At 74.5% G+C, this 18,718-nt stretch carries 2 protein-coding genes; both read right to left on the reverse strand.

Features of this window, described 5'->3' with window-relative positions:
- Positions 1-3: 3 nt before the first annotated feature.
- Positions 4-15,192 (reverse strand): type I polyketide synthase, encoded by a 15,189-nt coding sequence (locus tag ABZW17_RS32205; protein ID WP_354822639.1) that lies wholly within the window; start codon positions 15,190-15,192, stop codon positions 4-6.
- 33 nt (positions 15,193-15,225) lie between these two features.
- Positions 15,226-18,582 (reverse strand): acyltransferase domain-containing protein, encoded by a 3,357-nt coding sequence (locus ABZW17_RS32210; RefSeq protein ID WP_354822641.1) that lies wholly within the window; start codon positions 18,580-18,582, stop codon positions 15,226-15,228.
- Between the last annotated feature and the right edge of the window lie 136 nt (positions 18,583-18,718).

Genomic DNA, 18,718 nt, shown 5'->3' on the forward strand with positions numbered 1-18,718 from the left:
CAATCACTCGTCGCCGAAAGCCAGTTGCACGAGGTCGTCGACACCCAGGTCGGCGATCGCCCGCTCCTCGCCCGCGTCCTCGGCCACGACCGGCACCAGCCGCCGCCGGTCGGGCCCGTTCCCGTTGTGCCCGTTGCTTTCCGGGACCAGCCGCGCACCCAGGTAGCGGGCCACCGCGAGGGGGTTCGGGTAGTCGAAGACGAGGGTGGCGGGCAGTTTCAGCCCGGTCGCCTCGCGCAGCCGGTTGCGCAGCTCCACCGACGTCAGCGAGTCGAAACCGGTGTCCTTGAACGCCGTGTCCGGGCGCACCGCCTCCGGCCCGTCGTAGCCCAGCACCACCGCGACCTGGCCGCGGACCAGGTCGACCAGGATTTCCTCCCGGTCGGCCGGGTCGAGCCCGGCCAGCCGCCCGGCCAGCCCCTTGTCCACAGCAGACCCCGAGCGCGCCTGCGTCCGGCCCGGCCGGACCAGGCCGCGGAACAGCACGCCGATCGGGCCCGTCCGCATGGCCGCCAGGTCGAGCTTGATCGGCACCAGCAGGGACTCGCCGGTCCGCAGGGCGAGGTCGAACAGCGCCAGGCCCTCGGCCCGGGTCAGTTCGAGGACGCCGTTGCGGCTGGCCCGGGCGTGGTCGATCTCGCTGAGGTGGGCGGCCATGCCGCTGCTGCGTTCCCAGAGGCCCCAGGCCAGCGACAGGCCCGGCAGGCCCGCGGCCCGGCGGTGCGCCATCGCCGCGTCCAGGAAGGCGTTCGCCGCCGCGTACGGGCCCTGGCCGCCGCCGCCCATCACCCCGGCGACGGACGAGAACACGGCGAACGCGCCGAGTTCGCGGTCACGGGTCAGCTCGTCGAGGTGGCGGACCGCGTCGACCTTCGCCGCGTACACGTTCGCCAGCTGCTCCGGGGTCAGCGCGTCGATCACGCCGTCCTCGAAGACGCCCGCGGTGTGCACCACCCCGGTCAGGTCGGGCACGTCCGCCAGCAGCGCGGCCACCTGGTCGCGGTCGGAGACGTCACAGGCCACCACGGACACGTCCGCGTCGGCGAGTTCGGCGACCAGCTCGGCGGCGCCCTCGGCGTCCGGGCCGCGGCGGCTGGCGAGCACCAGCTTCCGCACACCGTGCTGCGCCACCAGGTGCTTGGCCACCAGCGTGCCGAGCGAACCGGCGCCGGAGACCAGCACCGTCCCGTCCGGGCCGAAGGTGGCGGGCACGTCCGCGATCCGGGTGGCACGGGCCAGCCGGGGCACGAAGAACGCCGTGCCGCGGACCGCGAGCTGCGGTTCGCCGGAGGCCAGCACCGCATCCAGCGGTACATCGCCGTCGGTGTCGAGCAGGACGATCCGGTCCGGGTGTTCCGCCTGGGCGGACCGGACCAGGCCCCACACCGCCGCCGCGGCCGGGTCGGTCAGCGTGTGGTCGCCCCCGGCGGGGACCGCACCCCGGGTCGTCACGACCAGCCGGGAGTCCTCCAACGCGGCCGCGGCCAGCCACACCTGCACGATCTCGAGGGCCCGGGAGCTGAGGGCCAGCGCCGTGTCTCCGGCCGCTTCCCAGACCACCACCGGTGGGGCGTCCGCCTTCTCCGCCAGGGTCACGACGTCGTCGGCGGTGTCCACCTGCCGCCACGGCGGCAGCTCGGCGCGCGGCACCGAAGGCAGCTCGGTCCAGTCGACGCGGAACATCGCGTCGTGGCCCGCGTCGGCGGCCGCGCCCAGCCGGCCGGCCGAAACCGGCCGGGACACCAGCGATTCCATGGTCAGGACCAGCCCGCCGGTCTCGTCGGCGGCTTCGACGGACAGCGCGTCCGGGCCGCTCGGCGCGAGCCGGACCCGCAGGGCCGAGGCGCCCGCGGCGTGCAGGACCAGGCCGTTCCAGGCGAACGCGAGCACCGGCTCACCGGGCTCGTCCCCGCCGCCGACCGTCGCGGCCTGCAGGGCCGCGTCGAGCAGCGCCGGGTGGACGCCGAACCGGCCCGCTTCCTTGCCCAGGTCCTCCGGCAGCGCGGCCTCGGCGAAGATTTCGTCGTCCCGCCGCCACACCGCACGCAGGCCCTGGAACGCCGGGCCGTAGCCGTACCCGCGGTCCGCCAGGTCGGTGTAGAACGTCTCGACGTCGACGCGCTCGGCGCCCGCGGGCGGCCAGGCGTGGAAGTCGAACCCGCTCTCCGGCGCCGGTGCCGACGACAGCAGGCCGGTGGCGTGCCGCGTCCAGGACCCCGTGCCGCCGTCGCGCTGGGAGTAGACGTTCACCGTGCGCGAGCCGGTGTCGTCCGGGCCGCTCAGCGCGACCTGCACCCGGACGCCGCCCTGCGCGGGCACGACCAGCGGGGCCTCGATGACGAGCTCGTCGAGGGCGGTGCAGCCGGCCTCGTCACCGGCCCGCACGGCCAGTTCGGCCAGCCCGGAGCCGGGCAGGATGACCACGCCGCCGACCGCGTGGCCGGCCAGCCACGGGTACGTCCGCACCGAGAGGCGCGAGGTGAACACCAGGCCGTCGGACTGCGGCAGCTCGACGACCGCGCCCAGCAGCGGGTGGTCGGCCGCGGCCTGGCCCAGCGAGGCCGCGTCGGTCGCGGACTCGGCCGGCCGCAGCCAGTAGTGCCGGTGGTCGAAGGCGTACTTCGGCAGGTCGACCCGGTCCGCCGCCGGCAGGACCGCGGTCCAGTCGAGCGCGATCCCCCGCACGAACAGCTCGGCCATCGACGTGAGCAGGCGGCGCAGGCCGCCGTCCTCGCGCCGGAGCGACCCGGTCACCACGGCGTCGTCGCTGATCTCGCTGAGCGGCTGGACCAGCACCGGGTGCGCGCTGACCTCGACGAACACGCCGTGGCCCTGGCGGACGAGCTCCGCCACCGCCGGGCCGAAGCCGACCCGGTTGCGCAGGTTCCGGTACCAGTAGCCGCCGTCGACGACCCCGGCGCCGGTGATCCAGTCACCGTCCACTGTGGAGTAGAACGGCACCGCCGGTGCCTGCGCTTCGATCCCGGCCAGGGTCTCCGCGAGCAGGTCCTCGATGGCCTCGACCTGGTTGGTGTGGGAGCCGTAGTCCACGGCCACCCGCCGGACGCGGACGCCGTCGGCCGTCCACGCGTCGACCACCTCGTCGAGCGCCCGGGCCTCCCCGGCGATCACCACGGACGTCGGGCTGTTGACCGCGGCCACCTGGATCCGGTCGGCCCACGGCGCGAGCCGCTCGGTCGCGTCTTCTTCGCTCAGGGCCACGGAGGCCATGCCCCCGCGGCCGGCCAGCCGGGTGGCGATGGCCTGGCTGCGCAGGGCGACGACCTTCGCCGCGTCCGGCAGCGACAACGCCCCCGACACGCAGGCAGCGGCGATCTCGCCCTGCGAGTGCCCCACCACGGCGTCCGGCCGGACGCCCACCGACTGCCACACCGCGGCCAGGCCGACCATCACCGCGAAGCTCGCGGGCTGGACGACGTCGACCCGGTCCAACTCACCTTCGCCGCGCAGGACGTCGAGCAGCGACCAGTCGACCCACGGTTCCAGCGCGGCCGCGCATTCGGCGACCCGCTCGGCGAACACCGGCGAGGACTCCAGCAGTTCCCGGCCCATGCCGGCCCACTGCGAGCCCTGGCCGGGGAAGACCCACACGACCTTGCCCGGCGCCCCGGCCCGGCCGGTGACCACCGCGGCGGTGTCTTCCCCGCGGGCCAACGCTTCCAGGCCCGTCACGGCCTCCTCACGGGAGCCCGCGACGACCACCGCGCGCTCGGTCAGCGTGGCCCGGTTCGCCACCAGCGCCCGGGCCACGCCGGCCAGCGGCGCGTCACCCGCGACGACGTCAGCCAGCCGCCCAGCCTGCCCGGCCAGCGAAGTCGTGCTCCGCGCGGACACCACCACCGGCACCACGCTGCCGCGGCTCGGTCGTGAGTGGTAAGGCGGGTTAGAACCCGCCTTTTCACTCACGAGGTCTTCGGGGGCCTCCTCGAGGATGAGGTGCGCGTTCGTGCCGCTGACGCCGAACGCGGACACCCCGGCCCGGCGCGGACGGCCGTTGCGCGGCCACTCGCGAGCCTCCGTCAGGAGTTCGACGGCACCGGCGGACCAGTCCACCTCGGGGGTCGGCTGGTCGACGTGCAGTGTCGGCGGCAGGACTTCGTGCCGCAGGGCCTGGACCATCTTGATCACGCCCGCGACCCCCGCCGCGGCCTGCGCGTGGCCGATGTTCGACTTCAGCGAGCCCAGCCACAACGGCGTCTCGCGGTCCTTGCCGTAGGTGGCGATCAGGGCCTGCGCCTCGATCGGGTCACCCAGGGTGGTCCCGGTGCCGTGACCTTCCACGACGTCCACATCGGACGGTGCCAGCCCGGCGTTGGCCAGGGCCCGGCGGATCACCCGCTGCTGCGAGGGACCGTTCGGGGCGGTCAGGCCGTTGGACGCGCCGTCCTGGTTGACCGCGCTGCCGCTCAGCACGGCCAGGATCCGGTGTCCGCGTTCGCGGGCCACGGACAGCCGCTCCAGCACGACCACGCCGACACCTTCGGCCCAGCCGGTGCCGTCGGCCGCGGCGGCGAACGCCTTGCAGCGCCCGTCGACGGCGAGGCCCCGCTGCCGCGAGAACTCCACGAACGCGCCGGGGTTCGCCATCACGGTCGCGCCGCCGGCCAGCGCCATCGAGCATTCGCCCTGGCGCAGGGACTGGGCGGCGAGGTGCATCGCGACCAGCGAAGACGAGCACGCCGAGTCGATCGTCACCGCCGGGCCTTCGAAGCCGAACACGTACGACACGCGGCCGGAGGCCACGCTCGACGACCCGCCGGTGCCCGCGAAACCCTCCAGCTCCGGCGTGACCACACTGTCGCCGGGGGCGACGTAACCCTGGCCGAACATGCCGGTGAACACCCCGACGTCGTTGCCCTTCAACGCGAGCGCGTCGACCCCGGCGTCTTCCATCGCCTCCCAGGACGTCTCCAGCAGCAGCCGCTGCTGGGGGTCCATGGCGACGGCCTCGCGCGGCGAGATGCCGAAGAAGCCCGCGTCGAACAGGCCGGCCTCGTGCAGGAAGCCGCCGTGGCGGGTGTAGGTCTTGCCCGGGCGCGCCGGGTCCGGGTCGTAGATCTTCTCCAGGTCCCAGCCGCGGTCTTCGGGGAAGCCCGAGACGGCGTCCCGGCGTTCGGACACCAGCCGCCACAGGTCCTCGGGGCCGGTGACCCCGCCGGGCAGGCGGCACGCCATGCCGACGATGGCGATCGGCTCGTCGAGGTCGGCCTTCGCGACCGCCGTGACCACCGGCGTTTCCGCCGCGCCGCCGAGTTCGTCACGCAGGTGGCGAGCGAGGGCCTGGGGGTTCGGGTAGTCGAAGACGAGCGTCGCGGGCAGCTTGAGCCCGGTGGCGGTCCGCATCCGGTTGCGCAGCTCGACCGCGGTCAGCGAGTCGAACCCGGCGTCCTTGAACGCCGTGTCGACGCGGACCGCACTCGCGTCGGCGTGCCCGAGCACCGCCGCGACCTGGGCCCGGACGAGGTCCAGCAGCAGGGTGAGCTGGTCCGCCGGGGTCAGCCCGGCCAGCCGGCCCGCCAACCCGCTGTCCACAGTGGACGCCGTGCGCGCCTGCGCCCGGCCCGTCCGGACCAGGCCGCGCAGCATGTGCGGCACGGTCCCTTCGGCGCGGAGGTCCAGCTTCGCGGGCACCAGCAGGGACTCGCTCGAGCCGAGGGCGGCGTCGAACAGGTCCATGCCCTCGTCCTGCGTCATGATCTGCAGGCCGCCGCGGCGGCTCATCCGGGCGCGGGTGGCCTCGTCGGTGTTGGCGGCCATGCCGGTGCTCTGCTCCCACAGGCCCCACGCCAGCGACAGGCCCGGCAGCCCCGCCGCCCGGCGGTTCGCCATCAGGCCGTCCAGGAAGGCGTTCGCCGCGGCGTAACTGCCACTGCCCGCGCCCATGAACACCGCGGACACCGAGGAGTAGACGACGAAGGCGTCGAGATCCCGGTCGCGGGTGAGTTCGTCCAGGTGCCGGACCGCGTCGACCTTCGGCGCGAACACCCGGGCCAGCCGCTCGCGGTCGAGCGTCCCGATGACACCGGCGTCGAGGACACCGGCGGTGTGCACCACGGCGGTCGGCCGGTGCTCGTCGAGCAGCGCGGCCACCTGGGCACGGTCGGAGACGTCACACGCCACCACGGAAACGTCCGCGGCCAGCTCGGCGACCAGCTCCGCCACGCCATCGGCGTCCCGGCCGCGCCGCGAAGCCAGCACCAGCTTCCGCACGCCGTGGCGCTCCACCAGGCGCCGGGCCACCAGGCCACCGAGCGCACCGGCACCCGAGATCAGGACCGTCCCGTCCGGGCGGAAGACGGCGTCGCCGCCCTGCTCCGCGCGAGTGATGCGGGGCACGAAGAACTTCCCGCCCCGCACGGCGACCTCCGGCTCTTCGGTCGCCAGGACCAGGGCCTCGCCGTCGGTGTCGAGCAGGAAGATGCGGTCGGGGTTTTCCGCCTGCGCGGCCCGGACCAGGCCCCACACGGCGGCCCCGGCCGGGTCGGCCACGTCGCGCACGGCGCCGCGGGTCACCACGACCAGGCGGGCGTCGTCGGCCGCGTCCACGAGGAACCTCTGCACGGCTTCCAGCACCCGGGCGGTCAGGTCCAGGGGCTCTTCACCGAAGGCCTCGACGACCTCGACCTTGTCCGGCACCGGACCGTCCGCAAGGGACACTTCGGTCCAGTCGACGCGGTACAGCGATCCGGCGCGGGTCTTCCCGGCCGCGAGTTCCCGGCCCGTCACCGAATCCGCCGTGAGGACCAGGCCGCCGGTTTCGTCCGCCGCCTGGAGGGCACCGCCGGGCACCAGCCGCACCCGCAGCGCCGAGGCACCCGCGGCGTGCAGGACCAGGCCGTGCCACGCCGCCGGCTGCTCGCCGTCCGCGAGGACCGGCCGCACGGCCGCGTCCAACAGGAAGGGGTGGATGCCGAACGCGCCGGCGTCCAGTTCCTCGGACAGCGCAACCTCGGCGAAGATCTCCTCGCCGCGCCGCCAGCCGCCGTCGACCTCCTGCGCACCAGCGGGCGGCCAGGCGGTGAAGTCGAAGGACTCGTGCGCCGGAGCCGTGGCGGACAGGTGCCCGGTGGCGTTCCGGATCCAGTCCTCGTCGCCTTCGCGCTGCGAATACACCTCGACCGCGCGCTCCCCGGTGACCGTGACCTGTACCCGCAGGCCACCGCTCTCCGGCAGCACCAGGGGCGTCTCGACGGTCAGGTCGTCGAGGATCGGGCACCCGACCTCGTCACCGGCCCTGACCGCCAGCTCCACCAGGGCGGCCGCCGGGACGCCGTCGGCCAGCCACGGGTGCGTCCGCGCCGACAGCCGCGAGGTGAAGACCAGGCCGTCCGACTGCGGCAGCGGCACGACCGCCCCCAGCAGCGGGTGGCCGGCCCCGGCCAGCCCCAGCGCGGGGGCGTCGGCCGCGGCGGGCGGGCTGAGCCAGAAGTGCTGGTGGTCGAAGGCGTACGTCGGCAGTTCGACGCGCGCGGGCGGCGCCATCGTGGCCCAGTCGACCGGGACACCCCGGACGAACAGCTCGGCCATCGACGTCAGCAGCCGGCGCAGGCCGCCGTCCTGGCGCCGCAGCGTCCCGGTGACGACGGCGTCGACCTCGGTGCCGTCCACGACGTCGGTGACCGGCTGCACCAGCACCGGGTGCGCGCTGACCTCGACGAACACGCCGTGGCCCTGCTCGACCAGCGCGGCGACCGCCGGGCCGAACCCGACCTGGTTGCGCAGGTTCCGGTACCAGTACCCGCCGTCGACGACCCCGGCGTCGGTGATCCACTCGCCGGTGACGGTCGAGTAGAACGGCACCACCGGCGCCTGCGCGGTGATCCCGGCCAGGGTTTCGGCGAGGGTGTCCTGGATGTCTTCGACGTGCCGCGTGTGGGACGCGTAGTCCACCGCCACCCGCCGGGCGGACAGCGCCTCGACGGCCTCCGTCAGCGCTGAAGCATCGCCCGCGATGACGACCGAAGCCGGGCCGTTGACGGCGGCGATCTCGACGCGGCCCTCCCACGGCGCAAGCCGGGCGGCCACCTCGTCGTGGCCGAGCTGGACCGACGCCATGCCACCGCGGCCGGACAGCTGCGCCGCGATCGCCTGGCTGCGCAACGCCACCACCTTCGCGGCGTCCGCAAGGGACAGTGCACCGGCCACGCAGGCCGCGGCGATCTCCCCCTGGGAGTGGCCCAGCACCGCGTCGGGCACCACCCCGGCCGAGGCCCACACCGCGGCGAGCCCGACCATGACGGCAAAGGTCGCGGGCTGCAGCACGTCGACGCGCTCGATCAGCGCCAGATCGCCTTCGCCGCGCAGGACGTCCAGCAGCGACCAGTCGACCCACGGCTCCAGCGCGGCCGCGCACTCTCCGATCCGCTCGGCGAACACCGGCGAAGACTCCAGCAGCTCCCGGCCCATGCCGGCCCACTGCGTCCCCTGCCCGGGGAACACCCACACGGTCTTGCCCGGCATCCCGGCGGTCCCGGTCACCAGCCCGCTCGCGCTCTCGCCGCGGGCCAGCGCGGTCAGCCCCGCGCGGGCCTCCTCGGCCGAGCCCGCCACGACGACGGCCCGGTCGGTCAGGGTCGCCCGCGTCGACAGCAGGGCACCCGCCACGCGGGTCAGCGGGACGTCCCCGTCGAGGAACTCCGCCAGCCGCGCGGCCTGGCCCGCCAGGGATCCGGCGCTGCGCGCGGAGACCACCACGGGCACCACGCCGTCGGGCACGTCCGCTTCGGCGACGTCCTCGGCGGGGGCCTCTTCGAGGATGAGGTGCGCGTTGGTGCCGCTGATGCCGAACGACGAGACGCCGGCCCGGCGCGGGTGGCCGTTGCGCGCCCACTCGCGGCCCTCGGTGAGCAGCTCGACCGCGCCCGCGGACCAGTCGACCTGCTTGGTCGGTTCCTGCACGTGGAGGGTCGGGGGCAGGGCGTCGTGCCGCAGCGCCTGGACCATCTTGATGACGGCGGCGACGCCCGCGGCGGCCTGGGTGTGGCCGATGTTGGACTTCAGCGACCCGAGCCACAACGGCGTCTCGCGGTTCTTGCCGTAGGTGGCCAGCACGGCCTGGGCCTCGATCGGGTCGCCCAGCGCGGTGCCGGTGCCGTGCGCCTCGACGACGTCCACATCGGACGGTTGCAGTCCGGCGGTGGCGAGCGCGCTGCGGATCACCCGCTGCTGCGACGGCCCGTTGGGCGCGGTCAGGCCGTTGGACGCGCCGTCCTGGTTGACCGCGGAACCCCGCAGCACGGCGAGCACCTGGTGGCCGCGCTCGCGAGCCACGGAAAGCCGCTCCAGCACGACGATGCCGACGCCCTCGGACAGCACGGTGCCGTCCGCGCCGTCCGCGAACGCCTTGACCCGGCCGTCCTCGGCCATGCCGCGCTGCCGCGACATGCCGATCACGCCGATCGGCGAGCCCATCACGGCGACGCCACCGGCGAGGGCCATCGTGCACTCGCCCTGGCGAAGGGCCTGTGCCGCCAGGTGAATCGCCACCAGCGACGACGAGCACGCCGTGTCGACGGTGACCGCCGGGCCCTCGAACCCGAAGGTGTACGACACGCGGCCGGAGGCGACGCTGCCCGCGGTGGCCGTGGTGACGAACCCTTCGAGTTCCGCGGGCATGTTGCTCAGGGACTCGAGGTAGTCGTGGATGGAGACGCCGGAGAAGACGCCGACGGCGTCGCCGCGGGCCTTCGTCGGGTCGATGCCCGCACGCTCCAGAGCTTCCCAGGACGCTTCCAGCAGCAGCCGCTGCTGCGGGTCCATGGCCAGCGCCTCACGCGGCGAGATCCCGAAGAAGCCGGGGTCGAACTGCGCGGCCTCGTGCAGGAAGCCGCCCTGCCGGATGTAGGCCGTGCCCGGGCGTTCCGGGTCGGAGTCGAACAGGCCGTCCAGGTCCCAGCCGCGGTCTTCGGGGAAGGCCGACATGCCGTCGCGGCCCTCGGCGACCATCCGCCACAGGTCGTCGGGGCTCATGACCCCGCCCGGCAGGCGGCAGGCCATGCCGACGATGGCGATCGGCTCGCCCGCGTCCGCGGCGGTGGTCACCGGGGTGACCGGCGCACCCGACACCGTCTCGCCGAGTTCCTCGCGGAGGTGCCGGGCGAGGGCGACCGGCGTCGGGTAGTCGAAGACGAGCGTGGCGGGCAGCTTGACGCTCGTCGCCGCGCTGAGCCGGTTCCGCAGCTCGACCGCCGTCAGGGAGTCGAAGCCGAGGTCGCTGAACCCCTTGGTGCCCTGGGCCAGCTCGGGCGCGGCGAAGCCGAGCACCGCGGCCGCCTCGGCCTGGATGATGCCGAGCAGGACGGCTTCCTGCTCCTCGGCGGGCTTGCCGGCGAGCTTCTGGACCAGGCCGCCACCGCTCGCGGCGGCCGCCCGTGCGACGCGGCGGCTCGCGCGGACCAGGCCGCGCAGCAGGTGCGGGACCTCCCCGGCGCCGCGCAGGGTCTTCAGGTCGAGCTTGATCGGGACCAGCAGCGGCTGCTCGGCGGCCAGGCCGATGTCGAAGCTGCCGAGGGCCTCGGCGGGCGTCATGGCCAGCACGCCGCCGCGGCTCATCCGGGCCTGGTCGGTCGCGCTGAGGTGCGCGGTCAGGCCGTCGGCCTGCTCCCACAGGCCCCAGGCCAGCGACACGCCCGGCAGGCCCGCCGCCCGGCGGCCGGCCATCAGGCCGTCGAGGAAGGCGTTGGCCGCCGCGTAGTTGCCCTGCCCGGCCGAGCCCATCAGCGCGGCCGCGGACGAGAACACGACGAAGGCGTCGAGGTCACTGTCCCGGCTCAGCTCGTCGAGGTGCCGGACGGCGTCGACCTTGGGCGCGAACACCCCGGCCAGCCGCTCGCGGTTCAGAGCCGGGATCACGCCGTCGTCCAGCAGACCGGCCAGGTGCACGACGCCGGTCGGCCGGTGCTCGGCCAGGAGCGCGGCCACCTGGTCGCGGTCGGAGACGTCGCAGGCCACCACGGTCACGTCCGCGCCCTGCTCGGTCAGCTCCGCGAGGACGTCGTCCGCGGCCACCCCGCGACGGCTCGCGAGCACCAGGCGCCGGACGCCGTGCCGGGCCACCAGGTGCTTGGCCACCAGGGCACCCAGCGAGCCGGTACCGCCGGTGAGCAGGACCGTCCCTTCCGGACGGAACACCGCGTCCGGCGCTTCGCCGGTGGCGCGGGCCAGCCGCGGAACGGAGAAAGTGTTGTTATGCAAAGCGACCTGCGGCTCGCCGGTGGCCAGCACCGCGCCGAGCGGGACGTCACCGTCGGTGTCGGCCAGGATGATCCGGCCCGGGTTTTCCGCCTGCGCGGCCCGCACCAGACCCCACACCGCGGCACCGGCCGGGTCGGTCACCTCGCGGACGGCGCCGCGGGTCACCACGACCAGCCGGGCGCCGTCGGCCGCGCTTTCGAGCCACGCCTGCACGCCTTCCAGCACCCGGCTGGTCAGGTCCAGCGCGTCGCCGCCGACGGCTTCGAGCACCTCGACGTGGTCCGTGGCCACGCTTTCCGGCGCGGGCACGTCGACCCAGTCCACCTGGAACAGGGAGTCCCGCTCGTCGCCCGCCGCCGTCTCCAGCTGCTCGGTGGAGACCTCGCGCGACACCAGCGAATCCATGGTGACGACCAGGCCACCGGTCTCGTCGGCGGCCTGGAACGTCAGCGCGTCCGGCCCGCCCGGGGCGACCCGCACCCGCAGCGCCGACGCCCCGACGGCGTGCAGGACCAGGCCGTTCCACGCGAACGGCAGCACGCTGCGCTCGTCGCCGGGGTTGGCGAAGGCGTTGGTGTGCAGGGCCGCGTCCAGCAGCGCCGGGTGGAGGCCGAACTTGCCGGCGTCCTCACGGTGGTCCTCGGGCAGGGCGACCTCGGCGAACACCTCGGTGTGGTCGCCGGTACCACGCCGCCACACCGCCCGCATGCCCTGGAACGCGCCGCTGTAGGCGTACCCGCGCTCGGTCAGGTCGGCGTAGAAGTTCTCGACGTCGATCGGTTCGGCCCCGGCGGGCGGCCAGGCGGCGAAGTCGAAGCGGCTCGGTTCGCGGGACGTCGACGCGCCCAGCAGACCGGTCGCGTGCCGGGTCCAGTCGTCGCCGTCTTCCCGCATGGAAAAGACGTCCACCGCGCGCGAGCCGGTCTCGTTGGGCCCGCTCACCGCGACCTGCACGCGGACGCCGCCGCGCTCGGCCAGCACCAGCGGCGCCTCGATGACGAGCTCTTCCAGGACGCCGAAGCCGAGCTCGTCACCGGCGCGCAGCGCGAGGTCGACGTAGACCGTGCCCGGGATGAGCACCACCCCGCCGATCGCGTGCCCGGCCAGCCACGGGTGCGACTGAAGCGAAAGCCGCGAGGTGAAGACGAGCCCGTCGGACTGCGGCAGCGGCACGACCGCGCCGAGCAGCGGGTGGTCGGCGCCGACCAGGCCGAGCGACACGGCGTCCTTCGCCGATTCGCCCAGCCGCAGCCAGTAGTGCTGGTGGTCGAAGGCGTACGTCGGCAGGTCGGCGCGCTCGAACGGCGGCAGCACGCCGGTCCAGTCCACCGTCACGCCGCGCACGAACAGCTCGGCCGCCGAGGCCAGCAGGCGCCGGAGGCCGCCGTCCTCGCGCCGCAGCGTCCCGGTGACGACGGCTTCGGTGTCGTCGACGAGCTCGGTGATCGGCTGGACCAGCACGGGGTGCGCGCTGACCTCGACGAACACCCGGTGGCCCTGCTCGATCAGCGCGGCCACCGCCGGCCCGAACCGCACCTGGCGGCGGAGGTTCCGGTACCAGTAGCCGCCGTCGAGGACACCGGCGTCTTCCACCCACTCGCCGGTGACGGTCGAGTAGAACGGCACCTCCGGGGCCTGCGCGCGGATCCCGCCGAGCATCTCGGCCAGTGCGTCGCGGGCGGCTTCGACGTGCCGGGTGTGGGACGCGTAGTCCACCGCGACCCGCCGGATCCGGACGCCCTGGTCGTCGAGCGCGTCGAGGGCTTCGTCCAGGGCCTCGGCATCCCCGGCGATGACGACGGACGTCGGCCCGTTGACCGCGGCGACCTCCACCCGGCCCGCCCACGGCTCGATCCGCGCGGCCGCGTCTTCTTCGCTCAACGCCACCGACGCCATCCCGCCGCGCCCGGCCAGCGAGGCGGCGATCGCCTGGCTGCGCAGGGCGACGACCTTCGCCGCGTCCTCCAGGGTCAGCGCCCCGGACACGCACGCGGCCGCGATCTCACCCTGCGAGTGCCCCACGACGGCCTCGGGCTCCACGCCGAGCGAGGCCCACACCGCGGCGAGCCCGACCATGACGGCGAAGCTCGCCGGCTGCACGACGTCGACGCGGTCGAGGAGGTCGGCGTCGCCGCGCAGGACGTCGGTCAGCGACCAGTCGACCCACCGCCCGAGCGCGGCCTCGCACTCGGCGATCCGCGCGGCGAACACCTCCGAGGCGTCGAGCAGCTCGCGGCCCATCCCGGCCCACTGCGTCCCCTGCCCGGGGAACACCCACACAACCTTGCCCGGCGCCCCGGCGCCGCGACCGGTGAGCACACCAGGCGCGCTCTCGCCACGGGCGAGCGCCTGCAGCCCGCTCACGGCCTCTTCGCTCGACTCGGCCACGACGACCGCACGCTCGCTCAGCATCGCGCGCCCGGACACGAGCGTCCCGGCCATGTCCGCCAGCGAAACGTCACCGACCTCGGCGAGCCGCCCGGCCTGCGCCGCCAGCGAAGCCGCGGACCCGGCCGACAGAACCAGCGGCACCAAAGACTGTCGTGAGTGGTAAGGAGGGTTAGAACGCGCCTTACCACTCACGAGGTCGTCGGGGGCCTCCTCCAGGATCATGTGGGCGTTGGTGCCGCTGGCGCCGAAGGAGGAGATGCCGCCGCGGCGCGGGTGGCCGTTGCGCGGCCACTCGCGGGCCTCGGTGAGCAGCTCGATCGAGCCCGCCGTCCAGTCGACCTGCGGGGTGGGCGCGTCCACGTGCAGGGTGGCCGGGAGCTTCCCGTGCCGCAGGGACTGCACCATCTTGATCACGCCGGCCACGCCGGAGGCGCCCTGCGTGTGCCCGACGATCGACTTCACCGAGCCGAGCAGGAGCGGCTGCTGCGGGTCGCGGCCCTGCCCGTAGGTGGCCAGCAGGGCCTGGACCTCGATCGGGTCGCCGAGCACCGTGCCGGTGCCGTGCCCCTCCACGGTGTCCACATCGGACGTCGACAGCCCGGCGCTGGCCAGCGCCTTGCGGATGACCCGCTGCTGCGCCGGGCCGTTGGGGGCGGTCAGGCCGTTGGACGCGCCGTCCTGGTTGACCGCGCTGCCGCGGATGACGGCGAGGACCTGGTGCCCGCGCTCGCGCGCCACCGAGAGCCGTTCCAGCAGCACCACGCCGACGCCCTCGGCCCAGCCGGAGCCGTCGGCGGCCGCGGCGTAGGACTTGCAGCGCCCGTCGAAGGCCAGCGCCCGCTGCCGCGCGAAGCCGACGAACCCGCCCGGCGTGGCCATCACGGTCGAGCCGCCGGCCAGCGCCATCGAGCACTCACCACGTCGAAGCGCTTGCGAGGCAAGGTGAATCGCCACCAGCGACGAGGAACACATGGTGTCGACCGTGACGGCGGGGCCTTCGAGGCCGAGCGTGTAGGCGACCCGGCCGGAGGCGACCCCGCCCGCGGTGCCCAGGGCGCGCTCCAGGCTCATGAAGTCCTCGAACCCGCTGAGGTCCGGGGCGTAGTCCTGGTGGACGACCCCCGCGAACACGCCGATGTCGCTGCCCCGCACCGAATGCGGGTCGATGCCCGCGCGTTCGAGGGTCTCCCAGGACACCTCCAGGAGCTGCCGCTGCTGCGGGTCCATGGCCAGCGCCTCACGCGGCGAGATCCCGAAGAAACCCGCGTCGAACCGGGCCGCGTCGTGCAGGAAGGCGCCCTCCCGCACGTACGTCGTCCCCGGGTTGTCGGGGTCCGGGTGGTACAGGCCTTCGAGGTCCCAGCCGCGGTCGGTGGGGAAACCGGTGTAGACGTCGGCGCCTTCGGACACCACGCGCCAGAAGTCCTCCGGGCCGCGGATCCCGCCGGCGTAGCGGCAGGCCATGGAGACGATCGCGATGGGCTCCGCGGCGGCCGCGGCCAGCGCGGCGTTCTCCTGCTGGAGGCGGACGTTCTCCTTCAGCGAAGCGCGCAGTGCGTCAACGATCTGCTCGTTCGGCGCGGACATGTTCTTCCTCCACGATTCGTTCGCCATCGGCGGTCAGCTCGTCTGCCCGAGGGCCCGTTGCACGAGACCGGAGATGTCCAGTGCGTCGATCAGTTCTGCGTCGTCGGTGGCCGGTGCGGGGATCTCCGGCTCCGGGCCGGCTTCCGCGTCGGCCAGGCCGAGCAACGCCTCCAGGACGCCCGCTTCCTTGAACCGGGCGAACGGCACGGCGGCAAGGACCCGCCGGAGGTCGTCCTCCCGGCCCTCCAGGCCGTCGTCGGCTTCCCGGAGCAGCTCGACGCGCAGGTAGCCGACCAGCGCCTCCGGGGTGGGGTAGTCGAAGATCAGCGTCGCCGGCAGCTTCAGCCCGGTGGCCGCGTGCAGGCTGTTGCGGAGGTTGACCGCGGCCAGGGAGTCGAAGCCGACCTCCTGGAACGCCTGCCGCGGGCCGATCCCCTCGGCGCCGCTGTGGCCGAGGACGGTCGAGGCGTGCCCGCGGACCAGCTTCAGCAGGATGCGGTTCTGCTCGGCGTCCGGGACCGCCCGCAGCGAGTCCGCGAGCGACGACGCCGTGTCGCCGTCCGCGCCGTCGTCCTGCGTGGCCTGCAGGATCGCCTTCGCTTCGGGCAGGTCGGCGAACAGCGGGCTGGGCCGGACCGAGGTGAACGCGGGGACGAAGGCGGCCCAGTCCATGTCGGCCACCGCCACGGCCTTCTCGTGGCCGGCCACCGCCTGCACCATCGCGGTGACGGCCAGCGGCGGCGCCATCGGCAGCACACCGCGGCGGCGGAGCTGGGCGAGCGCGGCTTCGTCCATGCCGATGCCGATCTCGTCCAGCGCACCCCAGGCGATCGACGTCGCCTTGAGGCCGCGGGCCCGGCGCCACTCGACCAGGGCGTCGAGGACGGCGTTCGCCGCACCCGCCGGGCCCTGCCCGCCACCGCCCCAGATACCGGCGATGGAGGAGAACACGACGAAGGCGTCGAGCGGGGTGTCCTCGAACAGCTGGTCCAGCCACACCGCGGTGGTCACCTTGGCGGTGAACACCTCGTCGAGGTCGGCCCGCCCGGTGTCGTCGACGGAGCTGGTCTGCGCGATGTCCGCGGCGTGCACCACGGCGGTGACCTCCGCGTCCGCCACCAGCCGCGTGATCGCGTCCCGGTCGGTGTCGGCGCAGAACTCGATGGTGGTGCCGAACTCGGCCAGCTCGGCCCGCAGGTCTTCGGCGCCGTCGGTGCCGGTGACGATGAGCCGGTCGGCGCCGGACTGCGCGAGCCAGACCGAGGCGTGCCGGCCGAGCCCTTCGGCGCCGCCGGTGACCAGGACCGTGCCGCGCGGTTCCCACTTGCCCGTGGCGGACTCCGGCACGGGTTTGCGGACCAGGCGCCGGCCGTAGACGCCCGACCGCCGGACCGCGAGCTGGTCTTCCCCGCCGGCGCCGTTCAGCACGCCGAGCAGGGCCTGAGCCGTGCGCGCGTCGATCGCGGCCGGCAGGTCGACCAGGCCGCCCCACCGGTCGAGGCGTTCGAGCGCGACCGCGCGGCCGAGCCCCCACACGGCCGCCTGGGCCGGTGCGGTGACGGCGTCCTGGATGCCGATGTTCACCGCGCCGGAGGTGAGGCACCACAGCGGCGCGGAGGTCGTGGTGTCGCCGAGGGCCTGGACCAGCGCGAGCGTCGACGCGGTGATGTCGGTGGCGTCCGCGGGCCCGCCGTCGAGCGCGAGCAGCGACAGCACGCCGGTGAGGTCGTGCTCCGCCAGGACACCCCGCAACCGCTCGGCGAGCTGTTCCCTCGAAGGCTCCTCGATCTCCAGCCGGACGAGGTCGAGGCCCTGGCCGGTCAGTTCGTCCAGGAGCGCGTCGGTGGTGCCGGCCGGCACGACGGCCAGCCAGCGGCCGCCCGGCACGCCGGTCGCTTCGCGCTCCAGGGGCTGCCAGGTGACCTGGTAGCGCAGCTTTTCGGCGGTCGAGCGCTCGCGGCGCCGGTCCCGCCACCCGGCCAGCACGGGCACCACGGTGCTGAGCGCCCCGCGCTGTTCGGGCACCAGGTCGAGGAGCTCGGCCAGGCTGTCCACATCGGACTGTTCGACCGCGGTCCAGAACTCGCCGTCGGCGCCTTCGGCCGTTTCCGTGGTTTCGGCTTCGTGCAGCCAGAAGTGCCGGCGGTCGAAGGCGTACGTCGGCAGGTCGACCCGGGCGCCCGCGGGCACCGTCGCGGCCCAGTCCACGTGCACGCCCCGGACGTGCAGCTCGGCCGCCGACGCCAGCAGGCGTTTCAAACCGCCGTCGTCGCGCCGCAGCGACCCGGTCACCACGGCGTCGTCGCTGATCTCGCTCAGCGGCTGGACCAGCACCGGGTGGGCGCTGACCTCGACGAACACCGTGTGCCCGAGCCCGGCCAGAGCGGCCACCGACGGGCCGAACCGCACCTGCTGCCGCAGGTTCCGGTACCAGTAGCCGCCGTCGACGACGCCTTCTTCGAGCCAGGTGCCGAGGACGGTGGAGTAGAACGGGATGACCGGCGCCTGCGCGCTGATCCCGGCCAGGGTCCGGTCCAGGGTCTCGGCGATGGCCTCGACGTGCCGGGTGTGCGAGGCGTAGTCCACGGCGACCCGCCGCGCGCGGACGCCGTCGGCCTCCAGCGCGTTCAGCGCGTCGTCGAGGGCCTCGGCGTCACCCGCGATCACGACCGAGGACGGGCTGTTGACCGCCGCGACCTCGACCCGGTCCGCCCACGGCCCGATCCGCGCGGCCGCGTCTTCCTCGCTCAGGGCGACCGACGCCATCCCGCCGCGACCGGCCAGGTCCGCGGCGATCGCCTGGCTGCGCAGGGCAACCACCTTCGCCGCGTCGTCCAGGGACAACGCACCCGAAACGCAGGCGGCGGCGATCTCGCCCTGGGAGTGCCCCAGCACCGCGTCCGGCACCACCCCGAGGGACGACCACACCGCGGCGAGCCCGACCATCATCGCGAAGCTCGCGGGCTGCACCACGTCGACGCGGTCCAGCAGGTCGGCGTCGCCGCGCAGCACGTCGAGCAGCGACCAGTCCGTCCACTGCTCCAGCGCGGCCGCGCACTCCTTGATCCGCTCGGCGAACACTGGCGACTCTTCCAGCAGCTCACGGCCCATCCCGGCCCACTGCGAGCCCTGGCCCGGGAAGACCCACACGACCTTGCCGGGCTTGCCCGCGGTCCCGGTCACGACGCCGGGCGCGTTCTCCCCGCGAGCCAGCGCCTGCAGCCCGGCCTGCGCCTCACCCGCCGAACCCGCGACGACGACCGCCCGCTCGTTCAGCGTGGCCCGCCCCGACACCAGCGACCCGGCCACCCCGCCCAGCGGCTCGCGCTCCAGCACGGCGGCCAGCCGCCCGGCCAACCCGGCCAGCGACCCGCCACTGCGCGCGGACACCACCAGCGGCACCACACCCGGTCGTGGGGGGGGGGGGGGGGGGGTCAAGGACTACCGACAAAAAAGCCCCACGGAACGGAGGCGCGCGGGCAACTGCCGAAGGGCGTGAGCGCCATGGGGGGCCTCTCGGTCCCGC

It is taken from the genome of Amycolatopsis sp. NPDC004625, assembly GCF_040609695.1.
In the GTDB taxonomy this organism is placed as follows: domain Bacteria; phylum Actinomycetota; class Actinomycetes; order Mycobacteriales; family Pseudonocardiaceae; genus Amycolatopsis.